This is a genomic window from Cognatishimia sp., from assembly GCF_049116455.1.
In the GTDB taxonomy this organism is placed as follows: domain Bacteria; phylum Pseudomonadota; class Alphaproteobacteria; order Rhodobacterales; family Rhodobacteraceae; genus Cognatishimia.
Window position 1 is genome coordinate 997,054 of record NZ_JAGDYW010000003.1, and the last position, 20,505, is coordinate 1,017,558.

Genomic DNA, 20,505 nt, shown 5'->3' on the forward strand with positions numbered 1-20,505 from the left:
GAATGACCATCCAAGCTAAGCGAAACAAGGAGTGCTTATGAAAATCGTTATCCTTTATCTTTGCACCACTGTGATCTTTTTTGCGGTCGATGCCATCGGTTTGAAATTCTTGGTGAAACCTGTGTTTGAACGGCACATCTCTCACCTCTTCGCCGACCCGTTTCGCGTTGTGCCTGCTGCGGTTTTTTATTTAGGATATATCGCCGGGCTGCTTTGGTTTGTCTCCGTCCCTGCCCTGCGCGCAAACGATCCAACTGCGGCTCTCATCGGAGGCGCATTGTTGGGACTTCTCGCCTATGGCACCTACGAGTTCACCAACTACGCCACTTTAAAGGACTGGTCCTTTGAGCAGGTAGCAACTGACTTGATCTGGGGCGGCGTATTGACGGGGTTTTCGGCTTGGGCCGGCGTAATGATCGTCCGCATGATGATCCAGAATTCATGAGCGGTTGCCGATTGAAAATAGGTCCGCCAGAAAGTTCGATTTTTGGCGCGAGTCAGATCATCGATCCATCCAGGATAAATGAATTAAATTGAATTCTGTTAGAAAGCATTGCCCGACGGGACTCCACATCGACACACCAAGCCCTTATAATATAAGGGTTAAATTAATTCGGCCTACCCCAATACCCCTAACAGTATCCCAAGATGCATTTTTGCCTTCAGTTCGAATCCGGATTTGTTCTATTCCACCGAGTTTGCGAAGAGATCTGTGAAGCAAAAATCCGAAACCGGCCGCTGGCGGTTCATTAGCTATCTCGCCCTAGAATAAGCGCAAAATGCCTAATTGGCGAACACCGCCGGAAAGGGCGGAAAGTAGACATTCGCTGCGGTTGAAACCTAGTTGAACTTTCTGGCCATTCGCTGACCTTCGACTCCGACGTTTCGCGTTGATGATTAGACAGGACGAGGGAGGTTCCCAGATTCTAATGGTTATGCGCTCTTTAAGGCCGTAAATCAGCTAACAAACAACAACCGCTCGAATTTGAAACTTTAGCCCGGGGGCAGATAGACACACACGAGGGACGCAAGCGTATTCTTTTCAGTCGTCAGCGAGACGCTTGCGGATACGTGCGAAATATTAGCCGAAGTCAAAAGTGGGCATCCAGTGGCCGCCGATCTAGGCCTGTTGTCCGACTCAAGCGGGTTTGTGGTTTGTAGGCGACGCATCACGCATGTGCAGGTCGATAGTGCCTCACAAATCGCCTAGAAAGCGCTCTTCGATGACTGTCGCAAGCCTTCTGCGGATCTCACTCCATGATAGCTTGATCCGGCAATAGCCTCTTCGGGACGGTATCAAAGATCAAGGTAAAATTCCTGCTTGTCAGCGTTCTGATGCGTGATGCATCAATCGCGGTTCTTTCGAGTCAAAAGCGAGCTTGCGGGTAGTGACGCGACGCTTTGCCGCAACGCAGAAAATGACATGTTTCCTTCCAGTGTCGCCGGCCAAATGCTGTTGGACGATCTCTGCCCAGTCAGCGGTAAGCTAACTCTGTACAAACACAGAGAAATACAGATTTGAAAAATAATTTACAATATTACCTTACTGTGATTTATAGATTTTTACAATTCTGTCAAAGAATTCCTCAAGAACCATCAATTATTGAATTTTGATGCCTAGAATGCGGTTAGCACTGTTCTGAGAATGCCCTGCGGGTGTTTTCACATGCAGCATAGGGAGGAAATTTAGTGACACTCGACGATAATCAATATGCATCAGATTCGTCTGTAAACAGCGTACAGAAACCCAATGTAACAGCCGATCTCTATGCCTCGATGTATGGTGAATCCGTTTCCAAACCCGATGATTTCTGGGCGAAACATGGTCAGCGTATTGACTGGATCGAGCCATTCACCAAGGTGAAGAACACGTCATTTGAACCAGGCAATATCGACATTCGCTGGTTTGAAGACGGCAAATTGAACGCCTCTACAAATTGTATCGATCGTCACCTATCCAACCGTGGTGATCAGACGGCGATCATTTGGGAGCCGGATGACACGTCAAAGCAAGACCCGCTGCACATCACGTATAACGACCTGCATCGATCCGTCAGTAAGATGGCGAACGTCTTAAAGGGCCTCGGAGTCAGCAAAGGCGACCGGGTAATCATCTACCTCCCGATGATCCCGGAAGCCGCCTATGCCATGCTGGCCTGCGCGCGCATTGGCGCCATTCATTCCATCGTATTTGCCGGTTTCTCCCCGGACGCGCTCGGGGCGCGTATCAACGGTTGTGACGCAAAACTTGTGATCACCGCAGATTACGCCCCCCGGGGCGGACGAGAGACGCCTCTGAAATCCAACACCGACACTGCGCTCTTGCATTGCAAAGACGACGTGCAGTGCCTTGTGGTCAAGCGCACTGGAGGCCAGACCACTTGGACGAATCGCGATCACGACTACAACGCGCTGGCTGAAGCTGCGTCAGACGCATGCCCGGCGGAAGAAATGAACGCCGAAGATCCGCTATTCATTCTCTATACCTCAGGGTCCACAGGTCAGCCGAAAGGTGTTGTACATACCACAGGTGGCTACATGGTCTATGCCTCAATGACGCATGAATATGTGTTTGATTACCGCGATGGCGATGTTTTCTGGTGTACGGCTGATGTGGGCTGGGTAACTGGCCACAGCTATATCGTCTATGGTCCGTTGGCCAATGGCGCGACCACGATCATGTTTGAAGGCGTGCCGACTTTCCCGGATGCGGGTCGCTTCTGGGAAGTCTGTGAAAAGCACAAGGTTAATCAGTTCTACACCGCGCCAACTGCGATCCGCGCGCTGATGGGCGCGGGCAATGAATGGGTTGAGAAATTCGACCTGTCCGATCTGCGCGTGCTTGGCTCAGTGGGCGAGCCGATCAACCCGGAAGCCTGGAACTGGTACAACGAGGTGGTCGGCAAAGGGAACTGCCCGATCGTCGACACCTTCTGGCAGACCGAAACCGGTGGTCACATGCTGACACCACTGCCAGGCGCTACCGAGTTGAAACCAGGGTCCGCCCAACAGCCGTTCTTTGGTGTGCAACCTGTTGTTCTGGAGCCGACGTCAGGTGAAATCGTCGAAGGCAACGGTGTGGATGGCGTTCTTTGCATGAAAGACAGTTGGCCCGGTCAGATGCGTACCGTCTGGGGCGACCACGAACGCTTCGAGAAGACCTATTTCAGCGATTACAAAGGCTACTATTTCTCCGGTGACGGTTGCCGTCGCGACGAAGATGGCGACTACTGGATCACGGGGCGTGTCGATGATGTCATCAACGTATCCGGTCACCGCATGGGCACCGCCGAGGTCGAAAGCGCATTGGTAGCGCACGCCAATGTCGCTGAAAGCGCCGTAGTTGGCTATCCACATGACGTGAAGGGACAGGGCATCTACGCCTATGTGACCCTGATGAATGGTGAAGAGCCTTCTGACGCTCTGCGCAAAGAGCTCGAAACCTGGGTCCGCACCGAAATCGGCCCGATTGCCAAACCTGACCTTATTCAATGGGCACCCGGCCTCCCCAAGACCCGCTCTGGCAAGATCATGCGCCGCATCCTGCGCAAAATCGCTGAGGACGATTATGGCTCTCTGGGCGACACCTCGACGCTGGCGGATCCATCCGTTGTGGACGATCTGATTGCAAACCGCATGAACAAGGCGGACGCGTAATGGACGGCGCGACGGCACCTACAGCGGCGACTGTCCTTATTTTACTTGGCCCTCCCGGGGCCGGCAAAGGCACACAGGCGCGGATGCTGGAAGAAAAGTTTGGGCTTGTTCAACTGTCTACCGGCGATCTGCTGCGCGAAGCCGTGGCGGCGGGCACCGAAGCGGGTAAAGCCGCCAAGGCGGTAATGGAAGCGGGCGATCTTGTCAGTGATGACATTGTGATTGCGATCCTGCGAGATCGCTTGGAAAAGCCAGATTGTGCTAAGGGTGTGATCTTGGATGGCTTCCCTCGCACGACTGTGCAAGCCGACGCACTGGGCGCGCTTCTTCAAGAACGCGGTCAGTCCGTCAATGCAGCAATCAGTATGGAAGTGCAGGATGACGCGATGGTGGAACGCATTTCTGGTCGCTTCACATGCGGAAATTGCGGCGAAGGCTATCACGACACATTCAAGCCAACGGCAACCACCGGCACCTGCGACAAATGCGGGTCGACCGAGATGAAACGCCGTGCGGACGACAATGCGGAAACTGTGGCACAGCGGCTTGAGGCCTACCACGCCCAGACCGCGCCGCTCATTGCCTATTACGAACGCTCCGGTGCGCTATCGCGCATCGACGCTATGGGAGCGATTGAGGAGATCGCTTCAAACCTGAGCCATGTGGTGGCGAAAGTTACCGCCTAAGGGCTTACAAAAACAGACCTTTTAACGGTCGGTTGGAAAAGGAAGGAGGGGCCATTCCATGTCCCAAAATGATGACAACAACGCGTATTGGGCCGCCAATATGCGTCTTATCAAGATCAGCCTCGTGATATGGGCGCTGGTCTCTTTCGGGTTCGGGATCGTCCTGCGTCCGATGCTCTCTGGTATCAGCGTTGGCGGTACTGATCTTGGTTTCTGGTTCGCCCAACAAGGGTCGATCCTGTGTTTCCTGGCGCTGATTTTTTTCTACGCCTGGCGCATGAACGCCTTGGATCGTGAACACGGCGTAGACGAGGAATAAAACGATGGATCAGTTTACTCTCAACCTGCTGTTTGTGGGCGCGTCCTTTGCGCTTTACATCGGCATCGCGATCTGGGCCCGCGCTGGGTCCACATCTGAATTCTACGCTGCGGGTCGCGGCGTTCACCCGGTCACCAACGGTATGGCGACAGCGGCAGACTGGATGTCTGCGGCGTCTTTCATCTCGATGGCAGGCCTTATTGCCTTCACCGGCTATGACAACTCTTCCTTCCTGATGGGGTGGACCGGCGGTTACGTTCTGCTGGCGCTGCTTCTGGCACCATATCTGCGTAAGTTCGGCAAGTTCACCGTGTCTGAGTTCATCGGTGATCGTTTCTACTCTCCAACTGCCCGTCTGGTGGCTGTGATCTGTCTATTGGTTGCGTCCATCACCTACGTGATCGGTCAGATGCAGGGAGTGGGCATTGCCTTTGGTCGCTTCCTTGAAATCGACGCCTTCTGGGGTCTGCTTCTGGGGTCCTGTGTGGTTTTTGCCTACGCTGTTTTCGGCGGCATGAAAGGTGTGACATATACTCAGGTTGCGCAGTACTGCGTTCTGATCACGGCTTACACTATCCCAGCGGTCTTCATCTCTCTGCAGCTAACAGGCACACCAATCCCAGCTCTAGGCCTTTTTGGTGAGCACACTGCATCTGGTGAACCTCTGCTCCAGAAGCTCGACCAAATCGTTACCGATCTGGGCTTCAAAGAGTACACAGCGGCGCACGGTTCCACCATCAACATGGTTCTGTTCACCCTGTCATTGATGATTGGTACAGCGGGTCTGCCACACGTGATCATGCGTTTCTTTACCGTTCCTAAGGTATCTGACGCACGTTGGTCTGCGGGCTGGACACTGGTCTTTATCGCCCTGCTTTATCTGACAGCTCCGGCTGTGGGTGCGATGGCGCGTCTGAACATCTCTGACCTGATGTGGCCAAACGGCACAAACGGCGAGGCGGTCAGCGTTGAGCAGATCGAAACCGCTCCTGAGTATGCTTGGATGGCGACTTGGCAGAAAACCGGTCTGTTGGACTGGGAAGATAAGAACGGCGACGGCAAGATCCAGTACTACAACGACAAGAGTGCTGATCTGCAAGCCAAGGCGGAAGCAAGTGGCTGGCAAGGCAACGAGTTGACCAAGTTCAACCGTGACATTCTGGTTCTTGCGAACCCAGAAATCGCGAACCTGCCTGGTTGGGTCATCGGCCTTGTAGCTGCGGGCGGTCTGGCCGCTGCGCTGTCTACCGCTGCGGGTCTGCTTTTGGCGATTTCCTCTGCCGTGTCCCACGACCTTCTGAAAGGTCAGCTGACACCAAATATGTCAGAGAAAAATGAGCTTCTGGCGGCGCGTATCTCCATGGCGGCAGCGATTGTTGTGGCAGTTCTGTTGGGTCTGAACCCTCCAGGCTTTGCAGCGCAAACCGTGGCCTTGGCCTTCGGTCTGGCGGCAGCTTCGATCTTCCCGGCGCTGATGATGGGTATCTTCTCCACCCGCATCAACAACACGGGTGCAGTTGCTGGTATGCTGGCAGGTCTGTTGGTCACACTGCTTTACATCTTCCTGCACAAAGGTTGGTTCTTCGTTCCAGGCACAAACAGCTTCACTGATGCTGATCCGCTGCTTGGCCCGATCAAATCCACCTCCTTTGGCGCAATTGGTGCACTGGTGAACTTCACTGTGGCGTACTTTGTGTCCGGCGCGACCAAAGAAACACCACAAGAGATCAAAGACCTGGTCGAGAGCGTGCGTATCCCACGCGGCTCCGGTACAGCGGTCGAAGGTCACTAAAAAACACGAACACCGCCGCCCTTTCGCGGCGGTGTTCCCCCTTACACTTACCGAATTTGATCCTGCTCAATCCCAAATGACAGTGTCTGTGCCAGAAGGGCCAAATGATATCTCTTCCGACAAATCTGACCCAGTTTCTCGCATCTGTGCATCCCTATGACAGCTTGCCTGAAGCCGACTTGACGACCTTGGCACAGGCTTGTCAGGCGCAAGAATTTTCTGCCGACGACGTTGTTTACTCCGTCGGTGACACGGCTACCCATCTTTACATCATCGCGGCGGGTGAAGTTGAGATCACCGATGAGTTCGGTGTTCAACTGTCTTTGTTGGGCCCGCGCAACTCCTTTGGCGAGCGTGCCTTGCTGCGCGGAGAAACTTCGAGCCGCACAGCTACGATTGTGTCTGAAGCAACGCTCATCGCCGTTCCGAAAGACCAGTTTTACGCGTTGATCAAAATGCACAGCGCGGTTGCTAAGTTCTTTGATCGCCGACGGCCACCAGCGCCTGCGCAGGCTGACCCGGCTACAACGCCAGTGAAACGCTGGATGACATCAGACCCTGTGACTTGTACGCTGGATACGCCCATCCGAGATGCAGCACGCATTATGTGTGATCGCCGCATTTCGACAATTGGCATAACGGACGGCGGTGATTTCAATGGACTGGTGACCCTGCGCGATATGAATGGTCGCGTGATTGTTGAAGGCAAAGACCCCTCTGATGCGATTGCTGACATTATGACGACAGAGGTCCTGACACTTGGTCCGGACGAACTGGTGACCGACGCGCTGCACCTGATGGTCGAGCAGGGGATCGGCAGCATCCCGATTTTGGATGACGGCCAGCTTGTCGGCATCATCACCAAAACCGATCTGACGCGGGCGCAGGCGGTGACTTCGGCGGATCTGGTTGGGCGCATCGCCAAGGCTGATACCGCGGAACAGATGGCAAGCGTGACCCGTGAAATCCCGCAATTGCTTGTGCAGCTGGTGGACGCCGGAAACCGGCACGAAGTTGTGACCCGGCTGATCACAGATATTGCAGATACAGCAACCCGGCGCTTGCTTGCGTTGGCAGAAGAAAAGCTGGGCAGTCCGCCTGTGCCTTATGTCTGGCTCGCCTGTGGCAGTCAGGGTCGGCAAGAACAAACCGGTGTTTCCGACCAAGACAACTGTCTGATCCTGTCCGATGAGGTAACCGAAGCTAACATGCCGTACTTTGCGGCGCTGGCCAAATTTGTCAGCGACGGTTTGGACACCTGCGGCTACTTCTATTGCCCCGGTGATATGATGGCGACCAACCCGCGCTGGTGTCAGCCGATTTCCGTCTGGCGCGACTATTTCCAAGGCTGGATCGCCACGCCAAATCCCGAAGCTCAGATGCTGGCTTCGGTCATGTTTGACTTGCGCGTAATTGGCGGCGACGAAAACCTCTTTGGTGATCTTCAGCAAGACACGTTGAAGGCTGCTGCGAAGAACTCGATCTTTACAGCGCACATGGTGTCAAACTCTCTGAAGCATCACCCACCGCTCGGCCTGTTGCGTGGCTTGGCGACAATCCGATCTGGTGACCACCGAAATCAATTGGACCTTAAACATAATGGGGTCGTGCCGGTCGTTGATCTGGGTCGCATCTATGCACTGGAAGGCCAACTGACCCAAGTGTCAACGCGTGCGCGCCTTGAGGCGGGTGTTCGTCGCGGGTTGCTTTCCAAATCCGGTGGCAATGATTTTCTGGATGCCTATGACCTCATCGCAATGACGCGATTGAAACATCAGGCCGCTCAGATAAAGTCCGGCCAGAAGCCAGATAACTACCTTGATCCATCAGATCTCTCCGACTTTGAGCGCAGTCATTTGCGCGATGCATTTGTCGTTGTGAAAACCATGCAATCAGCTGCCGGATCAGGCAAAGGCGCGCTAGGATAAGCCATGTTCATTGAACTCATCGCAACCATTTTTGCCGGGATCGCCTGTGCTGGCGTGGCAATGTTGCTAAACATCCTGACTGGGCGGCGACTGCCCAAATGGGTCATGCCGATTGCCGCTGGTGCAGGCATGATTGGCATGACGATTTCCAATGAATACACTTGGTTTAGTCGCACTGCCGAACGTCTGCCCGAAGGTGTGGAAATCGCGTCGACCATTGACGAACGAAGCTGGACCCGCCCATGGACCCAGATCGTGCCTTATACAAAGCGGTTTGTCGCGGTGGACATGGCGAACTTACAAAAAAACGAGAACTTGCCTGCGCAAAAATTGGTCGACCTCTATTTCTTTGGTCGCTGGTCACCGGTCAATAAAGCGCCCATGTTGATTGATTGTGAAAACACCCGATCAGCGCTTTTGATCGATGGGGCGGAATTCGCACCGGACGGAAGGGTCATTAATGCCGATTGGCAATCGAAGCCGAAAGATGATCCGATCCTGATCACGGTTTGCGAGGCCTGATCATGCTAATGCAGCTCCCCCTTCGACTGCGGATTTTTCTGTTCTTCGGATTGATGGCCGCAGGTGCCGTGGCTCTGGCGCTCGGGTCTTTGATATTTGCATGGTCACGCGTCGAACCCGCACTTCCATTCGCTCCATTTGCAACCGCATTTTTTCTGTTTGCCTTCATGAATGTTGGTTTCCTCCTCGTGATTTGGTTTCTCTTTGACGAACATGTCGCTCAACCCATCGACATGCTCTCAACCAACATGCGCCTTCGCGCTCATGCGGGTGTCGAGACAGAAATAGGGAAAGAAACTGCCCGCTATCTAGGGGATCTAGCCCCCGCAGCGCGTGCGGTTTCTCAGGCTATGGATGCTTCCTTGGAAGTCATCCGGTCCAATGTCTCTCAGGAAACAGTGCAGCTGCGCAAAGAGCGGCAACGTCTCACCGCTCTCTTAAGCGAAATTCCGATCGCGACCATTCTCGTCAATGCGATGGGGGAGATTGTTCTCTATGATACGCAGGCTGCCTACATATTGGCGCAAATCGCTCCACCCCGGTTGAAGGCCCCTTTGGCAGAGTACTTCGATCCTAGCGCCATTGAAAATGCAAAAGCACGACCATCGAGCGGCTCCAACAATACATCATTCGCTCTGCCAGATATCCAGCATCGAACGACATTCAATGCGCGCCTGAAGCCCCTCGGTGATGATGGAGATATGATCTTCATTGATCTTGAAAGAGATCAATTGGACGCAGACAATGCTCGCCCACTGGTCTTCGACTTCGGGCTGTTGGAAAGCCGGGCTGCAGCTGATCTGCAAAACACAGCACTAGCAGATCTCCCATTGGTGGTCTTTGACACGGAAACCACAGGGCTGTCGGTGAAAGACGATGCCATCGTCCAGATCGCGGCTGTGCGTATCCTCAACGGGCGTATCGTGGATGGTGAACACGTCGATGCATTCGTGAACCCAGGCCGCGCCATTCCGCCGGCATCCACCAGAATTCACGGCGTGACAGATGCCGATGTGGCGGAAGCGCCGGATATCGTTCAAGTTGGACGGGATTTCCACCGGTTCGCCCGAGATGCGGTATTGGTTGCCCACAATGCGCCGTTTGACATCGGGTTGTTGCGCGAACAGGAGCAATGCATAGGAGCCAAATGGGATCACCCAGTGCTTGACACCGTGCTTCTATCAGCGGTGGTTTTCGGAACAACAGCAGATCATTCACTCGACGCGCTCTGTGAACGGTTGTCGATCCAAATTCCTACTGATCTCCGTCACACTGCACTCGGCGACACCATTGCGACGGCTGAAGCGGTCCTGAAGCTTCTGCCCATGTTACACGGCAAAGGCATAACAACTTTCGGGGATCTGATGCAGGACACACGGCGGCATTCCAGACTTCTGAATGATCTAAATGAAGATTGAGCAATCGTGGCGGATCTTCACTCTGAGCGCATAACAAAGCGTCTGAGCAACCCACATGATAAGGCCAACGCATAAGCTTTGCACGCGCGCCTCTCGTATAGGAACCGCATAGAAGCGACGGCTAGTCCGCATTACTGACTTCGAGACACTAGTAAGCGTGTACTTTAGCAACGGCCGCAACGTTAGCTGGGCATGCGACATGAAACGATAGAATTAGATGTCCGCCTAGGGCCGCCTGTGAAGGCGGCCCAAAGCTTCAACTCATGAATGCAGTGGCCAATGGCGGTATTTAAGTGCAAAGCTTACTTCGATTACCTTACGCTTCGTCCCTTGGAAGACGATACTTCTAATCGACTAAACAACATACTTCCCTTGCTCAGGTTTTTGCGTTACTAAACAATTAGTAATTTAGTGGAGACTGCAATTGGTACGTCGTCGTAGTGAAATGCTCACAGATGTTGAGCTTGAGTTCATGGTCGCCCTTTGGGAGATCGGGACTGGTTCCGTGCGCGACGTTATGGGCACCCTAGAGGGTGACACCAAACGCGCTTACACTTCAGTTGCGACTGTTTTGAAGATTTTGGAAGACAAAGGCTATGTCAGCTCAGCGCGCAAAGAGCGCAGCCTGATCTATAGCCCGGTCATCCAGCGAGCAGACTATGAGGGACGGTCCCTCAAAAATTTGTCAGACTCTTTGTTTGGAGGAACACCAACCGCGCTGGTGGCACGGTTGGTGGATAACGAAGACCTGACGGACGAAATGATCCAGGAAATAAAAGAGATCATTGATACAAGGATCAGAAAGGATGACGGTTGATCAAATCGTAGGGGGGGCGATCTGGATCCAATTGATGATCCTGTTGGCCGCACTGGTTTTTGCAGTGTTTGAAGGAGTACTTTGGTTGTCTGGCAACAGACGCCATTTCCTGACGCGACGACGTTTGGGTGTTGCGACCATCGCATGTCTGAGCACCCTGCCCTTCATCATGCCGTATCTCTCTAAAACGTCCTATGCCGCATCGGTGAACGCCACCGATGTGATCGTTGCGCAGGTCCTGAAGGGCAATATCGGCATATCTGCGATAGAGATGAACAATCTCTTTCAGATCAAAGCTCGCGTGATGGAGCAACTGACCACTGGCCGCTCGCTGATCGCCCAATTGGTCATTGCGGCCTTCCTGTCGGCGCTGATCCTACGTCTTGGATACATTCTTCTGAATCTCTGGCGCGTCCGCCGCTCGATCTATCAAGGCCGAGTGCTGCACAGATCACGCCGCATGAAGCTGATCATGAGCCCTCATATCACCGTACCGTTTTCTACGCGTGGTTTTTGGTTCTACTACATCGTTATCCCACAGGGATTTGGTGGTGATCGCAAGGCAATGCAGATGTCATTGGGCCATGAAATGCAGCATATCCGCCAAGGAGATGTTGACGCTGAAGTGCTGCTCTCTTTCCTCTCACCATTGGTTGTGCTGAACCCAGGCTTCTGGTTCCTCTCTAGCCGCCTTCGGAAACTGGGCGAGCTGGCATGCGATCGTGCCTATCTGGCCCGAAGCGGCTTTGATGCTCATGGCTATTCGTTGCGGCTTTTGTCGATTGCCCGCCAAAGCCTCGCAAGCCGCGCGCAACCGACAGCTCTTGGCGTGCCTCTTGTGGGTCGCAGCATTCCGTTTATGGGGCGCCGTTCGATCCTGAAGGAACGCATTCTTGAGATCGCACACGATCAGGAAGACCCAAAGCGCGAAACTATTTGGTTTGCTTTTGCATTGTCGGTCTTCATGGCAGCGGGTGTTCTATTCGGAGCAGCGGCCTTGGCAGAACCTCCGGAGTGGAGCCATGACCGGATCATGTTGTCCACGGTGGCGAATTTGGATCGGCTGAACGAGTTGAATACTCTGGCTCAGCGGAGCTGGTGACGGGGTAGGAGATTGTCGGTGCCCTTACCATTAAAAGTTTGGGCACCGTTTCTCGCGACAATGCTTAGCGCGAGTTATTTACACACCGCTGTTACATGTAGCGTTTCATCAACAGCACCCAGTCGGTAGGCCGCCTGTGTGTGATAGGCCGCATTAAAGTCTACCCATTGGCATCGGTCGCTGAGGGCCAAAGCTCGACGGGCAAGATCCGCGCGCTTTTGCACCGAGAGACCAAGTTTCTTGCCACAGAGCCCCCGTTGAATAGCATGGATCGTGCAGACTCGCAGTTCACCGTCAGGACCCTTGTAGGCAGATTCACCCATCAAGTTTTTGAGGTCTGAAACCGCCATTCCAGTTTTTTTTGCCCGGCGTTCCCAATCAGCTTCTGTCACTCCCTTTCCATAGCTCGAGGTAAGCGAGGTGAAGGTAAAGATCAGTGGTGTGTGACCTTGCGGTGCGCTTGATGCAAGGTATGGGATTGCCCCCCAACCGACGTTGAAGCCATCGATTGTTGCGCCACCTTTCAACTTCGAAGCATCACCACCTGTTGACGACATGCAAGCCATCAACATTAGTGCGGACAGACTTGCTAGAATGGCCTTCATTCTAAATTTCCTTTCAAGATAATTGCTTTGCGCTGCTAGCTACAATTTATGGCGAACAAAAGGCGCATAGTCAGAATAGTTTGGATAAGCCTACATCTCCAAAACAAAGGCCCGGCGCGCTGCGCCGGGCCCTTGCTCGAAAGTCTGTGAAGAAAAAACTCACACCTTCCAGAAGCAGATGATCCCCCACAAAATCGCTAATCCTAACGGCATCCAAAGGGGCATGCCGAAAAGGCCGATCCAAGCCAGAAAGATGTAGCTTGTCCCCAAGCAGGTCAGGAACAGGCGATCCCCGCGGGTGGTGGTGAGGCCGAGAATGCCTTGACGTTCATCCCCTCCCGGGTTGCGGATTTCCAGCATGACCAGGATGCCAATCGCGCTGAAAATTCCAATGAAGACGGCCGCTGTGGGCCAGGTCCATGCCATCCAACTTAGCATATCAAACCCTCCCCATCGCGAAGCCCTTCGCGATGTAATTGCGAACAAAGTAGATCACGATGGCGCCTGGAATGATGGTCAGTGTCCCGGCTGCTGCAAGAAGCCCCAACTCGTAGCCTGCGCTTGAGGCTGTCTTGGTCATCGTTGCGGCAATCGGTTTGGCAGCCACGGCAGTAAGCGTTTTGGCTAGCAGCAGTTCCACCCAAGAGAACATGAAGCAAAAGAAGGCCGCGACGCCGACGCCAGCTTTGATTGTTGGGATGAAGATCGCCACAAAGAAGCGCGGGAAGCTGTAGCCGTCGACAAAAGCTGTCTCGTCCAGCTCCTTCGGCACGCCGCCCATGAAGCCTTCCAAAATCCACACAGCAAGCGGGATGTTGAAAAGACAGTGCGCGAGAGCCACCGCAAGGTGCGTGTCAAAGATACCCACAGCGGAATAAAGCTGGAAGAAGGGCAAAGCAAAGACCGCAGCAGGCGCCATCCGGTTGGTCAGCAGCCAGAAGAAGAGCTGCTTATCCCCTAGAAAGCGGTAGCGGCTAAAGGCATAGGCCGCCGGCAGTGCCACCGCGATTGAGATCACCGTGTTGATCGACACATAGAGGATCGAGTTGATGTAACCCCAGTACCAGGTCGGATCGGTGAAGATCGTTTTGTATGCCTCCAAGGTGAAGGTCTGGGGGAACAAAGAGAACCCAGCCAGAATCTCATTGGTAGTTTTGAAACTCATCGCGACGAGCCAATAGATCGGCAGCATCAGGAAGAAGATATAGAGAATGGGAACGAGAGATCGTTTTTTCATCAGATCGCCCTCCTTAGTTCAGATCGTCTTTGGTCATCAGCGTGTAGAACAGCCAAGACACCAAAAGCGTGATTGCAAAGTAGATCAGAGACATTGCTGCCGCCGGGCCAAGGTCAAACTGCCCCAGGGCGATTTTCACTAGGTCGATGGACAAGAGCGTGGTCGAGTTGCCAGGTCCACCACCGGTCAGAACAAATGGCTCTGTGTAGATGTTAAAGCTGTCCATAAACCGCAACAGGATCGCAATGGTCAGAACATTCTTCATCTTGGGCAGCTGGATGAAGCGGAAGACGCTCCAGTTGCTAGCGCCATCGATCTTGGCCGCCTGATAGTAGGCGTCAGGGATCGAAACGAGGCCCGCATAAGCCAGCAGTACAACCAGCGAAGTCCAGTGCCAGACGTCCATGGTGATGATGGTCACCCAGGCCGCGATTGGGTCTTGGGTCATGTCATAGTTGATGCCTAAAACGTGGTTCAGGAAATACCCCAGCAGGCCGATATCTGGCAGTGCAAAGATGTTCCACATCGCACCGACAACGTTCCAAGGGATCAGCATCGGCAGCGCCATCAGAACAAGACACACAGGTACCCAGAAACCCTTTTTCGGCATCGAGAGCGCAATGGCGATGCCCAGCGGGATTTCGATGATCAGGATCAGAGCAGTGAACATGAACTGCCGCCCAAGAGCTGCGTGGAAGCGATCAGACCGCAGGATTTGCTCAAACCAGCCAAGGCCCTCCCAGAAGAAGAGGTTATCGCCAAAGGTTTCCTGAACGGAATAATTGACCACCGTCATCATCGGGATCAGCGCGTTAAAAGCGACCAGCAAGAGGACAGGCAGGACAAAGAACCACGCCTTTTGATTTTCGGTTTTCATGCTGCGTCCTCCCCATTCGCAGTGCTTTTAGGAGCAACGTCAGTCGCGAGCCAGCCGTCCGCATAGAGCCGGGTTTGGCTTGGTTTGAATTGCAGGTGAACGATGTCGCCATTGGCAGGCGGTGCACCATTCAGGATCGCCGAGACGCGGTGCTCGCCGACTTCGACGTCAACAACTGTGTGTTTGCCGATATCGGAAACCTTGCGCACATGCGCTTCGATGCCTGTGTCACCAAGGCCCACAAACTCTGGGCGGATACCCACTTCGAGCTTTCCAGAGGTGCCCTCTTTGATCGGGCCTTCCAGTTCAATCTGATGCCCGTAGAAATGCGCGACACCGTTTTTGATCTCGGCAGGCAGAATATTCATGCCCGGTGAACCAATGAAGTGGCCCACAAAGGTATGGGCTGGTCGTTCAAACAGCTCGACCGGAGTTCCCACCTGCACAACTTCGCCCTGCTCCATAACCACAACCTGATCTGCAAAGGTCAGAGCTTCGGTCTGATCGTGGGTCACATAAATCATAGTGCGACCCACGCGCTGGTGCAGTTCCTTGAGCTTGGTCCGAAGTTTCCATTTCAGATGTGGGTCAATCACGGTTAGTGGTTCGTCGAACATCACAACGTTCACGTCGTCACGCACGAGGCCACGACCCATAGAGATCTTTTGCTTGTTGTCCGGGGACAGGCCCGCCGCGCGGCGGTCGAGCATGTCGGTGACTTCCAACATCTCAGCGATTTCATAGACACGTTGGTCGATGGTCGCCGGGTCCACGCCGCGGTTTTTCAGCGGAAACGCAAGGTTTTCGCGCACCGTCATCGTGTCGTAGATCACCGGGAACTGGAACACCTGCGCAATGTTGCGCTGATCTGGTGTCGCCGTGGTCATGTCATTGCCATCAAAGAGGATTTGCCCTTCGGATGGGACGAGCAGACCTGAGATAATGTTGAGCAATGTGGATTTACCGCAACCGGATGGCCCGAGCAGCGCGTAGGCGCCACCATCTTGCCAATCCAGATCGACTTCTTTCAATGCAAAGTCCTGTGGCCCCTTTGGATTGGGGTAGTAGGAATGCCTGAGATTTTTAAGTGTGATTTTGGCCATTATGTCCCCCTAGGCCACGCGATTTCCGTCGAGTGCAAAGTAAAGGCACGCGTCGGTGTTCATGTAGAAAGTGTGGTCTTCACCCAGGCTGTACGGATGGGTGCCATGCGCCAGGGAAACCCAACCGTTGTCGCCAAACTCAAAGTGCGCGGAACTTTCAGAACCGGACAGCTCAGTCACGCCAACAGTACCGGTCACGGCAACGCGCGCCTCATCAGAAGCGTTTGGCAGCACATGGTTCGGGCGAATAGCGACGGTGTAGTCACCATCAGTCAGCCTCGAGGCATCACCCACGGCGGCCCAAGACACCTCGCCCAAATGAAAGGCGCTGCCTTGCTTACGTACTGTGGCGTGGTTGATGGGGGGATCGGAGAACACCTGCGCCGCCATCAGGCTGCTTGGCGCGCGGTAGATTTCAGCGGTTGAGCCAAATTGCGCAACCTTGCCGTCCACCATCAACGCGGTTTCTCCGCCCAGCAAAAGAGCTTCTTCAGGTTCTGAAGTCGCATAGACAACCACAGCACCACGATCAGCAAAGAGTTCTGGCAACAGCTCGCGTAGTTCTTCGCGCAGCTTGTAGTCTAGGTTCGCCAGCGGTTCATCGAGGAACACCGCCTGACTGTCTTTCGCAATCGCACGTGCCAGGGCGCAGCGCTGTTGCTGACCGCCAGAAAGCTCATGCGGGCGACGATGCAGCATTGGGCCGAGTTTAAGGATGTCAGCGGCTTCGCCCACGCGCCCTTCGATCTCTGATTTCGCCATTCCAGCCACGCGTAGCGGGGAAGCGATATTGTCGAAAACCGTCATGTGCGGATAGTTGACGAAAAACTGATGCACGAGGCTAATGCGCCGTTTCTGTGTGTTCAGTTTCGTTATGTCATTGCCATCCATCACAACTGTGCCGGATGCGATGGGGTCGATCCCTGCCATCATCTTGATGAGAGATGTTTTGCCTGCGCCCGTTTCGCCGAGCAACACGTTGAAGTGACCTTTTTCCAACGTCAGGCTGGTGGGTTTGATGTGTGTCACACCCCGCACCACCTTGGTTATGTTATTCAAAACAAGTGCCATTGTGCACCCTTGGATTTGGAGATTGCCATTTGAGGCTGAGGAGGCTGGGATCCATTGGACCCCAGCCCCGACTTACAAGCCGTCCTAACAACGGGGAGAGTGTGTTAGGTGCTTAGTTGGCGTTCCAGCGCGCGACGAGTTCGTCGTAGTTCACTGTCTCACCTGCAGGCTTCTCGTTTGCCAGCTTTGGCTTCGCGCCGCCGTTTGCAAACCAGTACTCTGCGTCACGCTCTTCGTTCAGACGAGGGCCACAGCCGCCGTAGACATTTTGAGCTTCGTCCGCACGCTGCATCCGCGCCATGGTGATGTCCATTTCCTCAGCCAGACGATCCATCGCCTCTTGAGGAGTAAACGCACCGGAGTTCACGTCGCCAATCTGCTGCCACCAGATCTGAGCCAGCTTTGGATAGTCAGGCACGTTCACACCGGTTGGAGACCATGCAACACGATCAGGGGAGCGGTAGAACTCAACCAGACCGCCCAGTTTTGGGGCACGTTCTGTGAAGGACGCGTGGTTCACGGAAGAATCGCGTGTGAACGTCAGACCAACGTGGGATTTTTTCACGTCAACGGTCTTAGATGTCACGAACTGAGCATAGAGCCATGCGGCCTGTGCACGCTCAGATGGTGTAGACTTCAGGAAAGTCCAAGATCCCACGTCCTGATAGCCAACCTTCTGGCCTTTTTCCCAATATGGGCCATGCGGAGATGGAGCCATACGCCACAGTGGGTTGCCTTCAGCGTCCACTGTGTTGTTGCCTTCAGACTGCGGTTTCACCATGTCTGCAGTGAAAGCTGTGTACCAGAAGATCTGCTGCGCCACGTTGCCTTGGCTCAGAGCTGGCAAAGACTGGTAGAAGTCAAAGGATGCCGCACCTGGAGGAGCGTAGTTGCGCAGCCATTCGTCCCACTTGCGGATCGCATATACCGCTGCCGGGCCGTTCGCCGCACCACCTCGGGTCACGCTTGCTCCCGCTGGGTTACAAGAACCCGCTTCCATACGAATGCCCCATTCGTCGATTGGAACACCGTTTGGCTCACCTTTGGAACCTGCGCCCGCCATCGAGAGCCAGGCATCAGTCATACGCCAACCCAAGTCAGGCGCGCGTTTACCGTAGTCCATGTGGCCATAAATGGCTGTGCCATCGATTTCTTTGACGTCGTTTGAAAAGAACTCAGCGATATCTTCATAAGCGGACCAGTTGACTGGAACACCCAAGTCGTAGCCGTATTTCGCCTTGAAGGCTGTTTGGAGGTCTTCACGGTCAAACCAGTCTTTGCGGAACCAATAGAGGTTCGCGAACTGCTGATCTGGTAGCTGATAGAGATCGCCATCCGGGCCAGTGGTGAACTGGGTCCCCATGAAATCATCCAAATCCAGCGTTGGCGATGTTGCCGCCGCCCAGTCACCTGCCATCATGTCGGTCAGGTTGTAAGCAAGTTGCAAACGAGAGTGTGTACCGATCAGGTCAGAGTCATTCACGTAACCATCATAGAGGTTGCGCTTTGTCTGCATCTGAGTTTGCACCGCCTGAACAACCTCACCCTCACCGAGGATCTGGTGGTTCACCTTGATGCCAGTGATTTCCTCAAAAGCTTTCGTCAGCACCTCGGCTTCATAGCCGTGTGTTGGAATGCCTTCTGAAAGAACGTTGATTTCCATGCCAGAGTAAGGCTGTGCTGCGTTGATGAACCATTGCATCTCGCTCATCTGCTCATCTTTGCTGAGCGTCGATGGCTGGAATTCAGTATCAATCCAACGTTTGGCTGCTGCCTCATCGGCAAAAGTCGAGTGTGTACCCGCAATCACGGCAGCCGCCGCCACTGCGGAAAGAAGATACGTCCGCATCTTTTCCTCCCAATATTATATTGCCCGGATTTCCCCGGTCCCTTTACGTTGACAAAGGTACGCAGCTTAGTCAACTAAATAATTAGTAGACAAATTTAACCTGCTAAACCTCTGATTTTAAGTGAATAAATAGGGCGTAATTGATGAAGACACTCAAGCAACAAAGTTGTGGATTGCAAAAGCGTTTGATTATTTTTTAGGGATGCGCAACGAAAACTAGCAATTTTCTAATCCGTAACTTGGAGCATTATCTGCGCTTCACTCCTAAACATTGAGCGGCCTCACGTGACTGGTCCAATTTGATTGTTAGTGCATCGTTGACCTCTGATCCATCGGCATGATGCTTTCCAGCGCAGGTGGTCTGTAGCCCAATGCACTGTGGGGTCTCTTTGTGTTGTAGTGCTTCCTCCATTCTTCAATCAGGATCTGAGCTTCACGTAAGTTGCAGAATACCTCACCATTGAGAAATTCATCTCACATTCGACATTTGAAGCTTTCGCAATATCCATTCTCCCAGGGTGATCCGGGTTCGATGTAGGCTGTCTTAGCGCCAACCGCACTGATCCAGTCCCGAACGGCTTTGCCGACGAACTCTGGACCGTTGTCAGAACGTATGAGCTTCGGTACTCCACGCAGGATGAACAGATCCGTCAGGGCCTATGACATCTACAGAGTTCAATTTGCGCTGCACCTTGATTGCTAAGCATTCACGGCTGTGCTCATCAAGAATGTTCTGTGTGCGGAAGACTCTGACGTCGCCCATTGGGCTCGAACCAATGGCGCCTACAATGGGCAACTCCGTCCGGCAAAGAACTAAATCATACGACCAGACATGGTTTCGATATTCGGGTCGCAACCTGACGCATGACCCGTCGTTCAGCCAGAGCCGACCCTTCTTTGGTTGTTTCGCTGGAACCTTCAGCCCCTCTCGTCGCAACAGCCGTTCAACGCGACCATCGCTGACAGGCCAGCATGCATCTCTCAGCAAGGCGGCAATCCGACGATACCCGTATCGACCGAACTGACGAGCCAGTTCAAGCATATCCGCAACCAACATAGTCGCCGACAAAAAGTGAAACTCGCTCTCGCGCACCCAATCGGCACCCAAAAAATTTCGGAGATCTCGAACTGAACAACTTTCGACAGCCAGCCAATTGTTTTAATTTGGAATAAATGGTGCCCGGGGGCGGAATCGAACCACCGACACGAGGATTTTCAATCCACTGCTCTACCCCTGAGCTACCCGGGCACGGGAGAGTGATGTCTCACTCGGGTTTGGGCGTTCTATGTCAGCACCGCGGTGGTGTCCAGACCATTATTTAAAAAATTAGTGCAGCGGATCGTCTTTTTTTTCAGAGCTGGTATGAGCCTCAAAAAGCGCTTCCTCCACAGCCTCATTATCCACTGCGGGTGTGCTGTATTCTTCACCAAACCACTTGCCTAAGTCGATGTCAGCGCAGCGTTTTGAGCAAAATGGACGGTAGGCCTGTTCCGTTGGTTTCTTGCAAATTGGGCAGGCCAT

General features: G+C 53.7%; 18 protein-coding genes, 1 tRNA gene and 1 pseudogene. 10 read left to right on the forward strand and 10 right to left on the reverse strand.

What is annotated here, in order from left to right; translation table 11 throughout:
• Positions 1–37: 37 nt before the first annotated feature.
• The 10 genes from JXQ85_RS09945 to JXQ85_RS09990 all read left to right on the forward strand — a co-directional run bounded on the left by JXQ85_RS09945 (position 38) and on the right by JXQ85_RS09990 (position 12,241).
• A complete protein-coding gene (locus JXQ85_RS09945) occupies positions 38–445 on the forward strand; it encodes a DUF2177 family protein (RefSeq protein ID WP_421748745.1) in 408 nt (135 codons plus the stop codon).
• A gap of 1,244 nt (positions 446–1,689) precedes the next feature.
• Positions 1,690–3,657, forward strand: a complete 1,968-nt coding sequence (gene acs / locus JXQ85_RS09950; RefSeq protein WP_421748746.1) for an acetate--CoA ligase — start codon at positions 1,690–1,692, stop codon at positions 3,655–3,657.
• Positions 3,657–4,343: an adenylate kinase gene (locus JXQ85_RS09955; RefSeq protein ID WP_421748747.1), complete on the forward strand. Its 687-nt coding sequence runs from the start codon at positions 3,657–3,659 to the stop codon at positions 4,341–4,343. Before acs ends, JXQ85_RS09955 begins: the two co-directional genes overlap by 1 nt.
• Positions 4,344–4,401: 58 nt before the next feature.
• Complete coding sequence (locus tag JXQ85_RS09960; protein WP_421748748.1) at positions 4,402–4,662, forward strand: DUF4212 domain-containing protein; 261 nt, start codon at positions 4,402–4,404, stop codon at positions 4,660–4,662.
• Between the two features lie 4 nt (positions 4,663–4,666).
• Positions 4,667–6,454, forward strand: a complete 1,788-nt coding sequence (locus JXQ85_RS09965) for a sodium:solute symporter family protein (protein ID WP_421748749.1) — start codon at positions 4,667–4,669, stop codon at positions 6,452–6,454.
• Positions 6,455–6,558: 104 nt separating this feature from the next.
• Positions 6,559–8,382, forward strand: coding sequence for a DUF294 nucleotidyltransferase-like domain-containing protein (locus tag JXQ85_RS09970; RefSeq protein WP_421748750.1), 1,824 nt, complete (start codon positions 6,559–6,561; stop codon positions 8,380–8,382).
• 3 nt (positions 8,383–8,385) lie between these two features.
• Positions 8,386–8,904 carry a hypothetical protein gene (locus tag JXQ85_RS09975; protein WP_421748751.1) on the forward strand — a complete coding sequence of 173 codons (519 nt, stop codon included), beginning with the start codon at positions 8,386–8,388 and terminating at the stop codon, positions 8,902–8,904.
• Between the two features lie 2 nt (positions 8,905–8,906).
• On the forward strand, positions 8,907–10,322 hold the full coding sequence (locus JXQ85_RS09980; RefSeq protein WP_421748752.1) for a PolC-type DNA polymerase III: 1,416 nt from the start codon (positions 8,907–8,909) through the stop codon (positions 10,320–10,322).
• A 424-nt stretch (positions 10,323–10,746) separates the two neighbouring features.
• A complete protein-coding gene (locus JXQ85_RS09985; protein WP_421748753.1) occupies positions 10,747–11,139 on the forward strand; it encodes a BlaI/MecI/CopY family transcriptional regulator in 393 nt (130 codons plus the stop codon).
• Entirely contained in the window at positions 11,129–12,241 is a 1,113-nt protein-coding gene (locus JXQ85_RS09990) for a M56 family metallopeptidase (RefSeq protein ID WP_421748754.1), read from the forward strand. The genes JXQ85_RS09985 and JXQ85_RS09990 overlap by 11 nt, the downstream gene beginning before the upstream one ends.
• Before the next feature lie 74 nt (positions 12,242–12,315).
• Here JXQ85_RS09990 and JXQ85_RS09995 read toward each other — a convergent pair whose 3' ends face one another.
• The 10 genes and pseudogenes from JXQ85_RS09995 to JXQ85_RS10040 all read right to left on the reverse strand — a co-directional run bounded on the left by JXQ85_RS09995 (position 12,316) and on the right by JXQ85_RS10040 (position 20,505).
• On the reverse strand, positions 12,316–12,846 hold the full coding sequence (locus JXQ85_RS09995) for a hypothetical protein (protein WP_421748755.1): 531 nt from the start codon (positions 12,844–12,846) through the stop codon (positions 12,316–12,318).
• A gap of 159 nt (positions 12,847–13,005) precedes the next feature.
• On the reverse strand, positions 13,006–13,284 hold the full coding sequence (locus tag JXQ85_RS10000) for a DUF2160 domain-containing protein (RefSeq protein WP_421748756.1): 279 nt from the start codon (positions 13,282–13,284) through the stop codon (positions 13,006–13,008).
• 1 nt (position 13,285) lies between these two features.
• The gene (locus JXQ85_RS10005; protein ID WP_421748757.1) at positions 13,286–14,083 is read right to left on the reverse strand and encodes a carbohydrate ABC transporter permease; all 798 of its coding nucleotides are present in this window, start codon (positions 14,081–14,083) and stop codon (positions 13,286–13,288) included.
• 13 nt (positions 14,084–14,096) lie between these two features.
• Positions 14,097–14,960 carry a carbohydrate ABC transporter permease gene (locus JXQ85_RS10010; RefSeq protein WP_421748758.1) on the reverse strand — a complete coding sequence of 288 codons (864 nt, stop codon included), beginning with the start codon at positions 14,958–14,960 and terminating at the stop codon, positions 14,097–14,099.
• Complete coding sequence (locus JXQ85_RS10015) at positions 14,957–16,063, reverse strand: ABC transporter ATP-binding protein (protein WP_421748759.1); 1,107 nt, start codon at positions 16,061–16,063, stop codon at positions 14,957–14,959. Before JXQ85_RS10015 ends, JXQ85_RS10010 begins: the two co-directional genes overlap by 4 nt.
• Positions 16,064–16,072: 9 nt before the next feature.
• Positions 16,073–17,134, reverse strand: coding sequence for an ABC transporter ATP-binding protein (locus JXQ85_RS10020; RefSeq protein ID WP_421748760.1), 1,062 nt, complete (start codon positions 17,132–17,134; stop codon positions 16,073–16,075).
• Between the two features lie 112 nt (positions 17,135–17,246).
• Entirely contained in the window at positions 17,247–18,983 is a 1,737-nt protein-coding gene (locus tag JXQ85_RS10025) for an extracellular solute-binding protein (protein ID WP_421748761.1), read from the reverse strand.
• Positions 18,984–19,289: 306 nt separating this feature from the next.
• Positions 19,290–20,037 (reverse strand): annotated as a pseudogene (locus JXQ85_RS10030) (IS3 family transposase); the annotation flags it as partial.
• Between the two features lie 120 nt (positions 20,038–20,157).
• Positions 20,158–20,232: transfer RNA gene (locus JXQ85_RS10035), tRNA-Phe, on the reverse strand.
• A gap of 78 nt (positions 20,233–20,310) precedes the next feature.
• Complete coding sequence (locus JXQ85_RS10040) at positions 20,311–20,505, reverse strand: DNA gyrase inhibitor YacG (RefSeq protein ID WP_421748762.1); 195 nt, start codon at positions 20,503–20,505, stop codon at positions 20,311–20,313.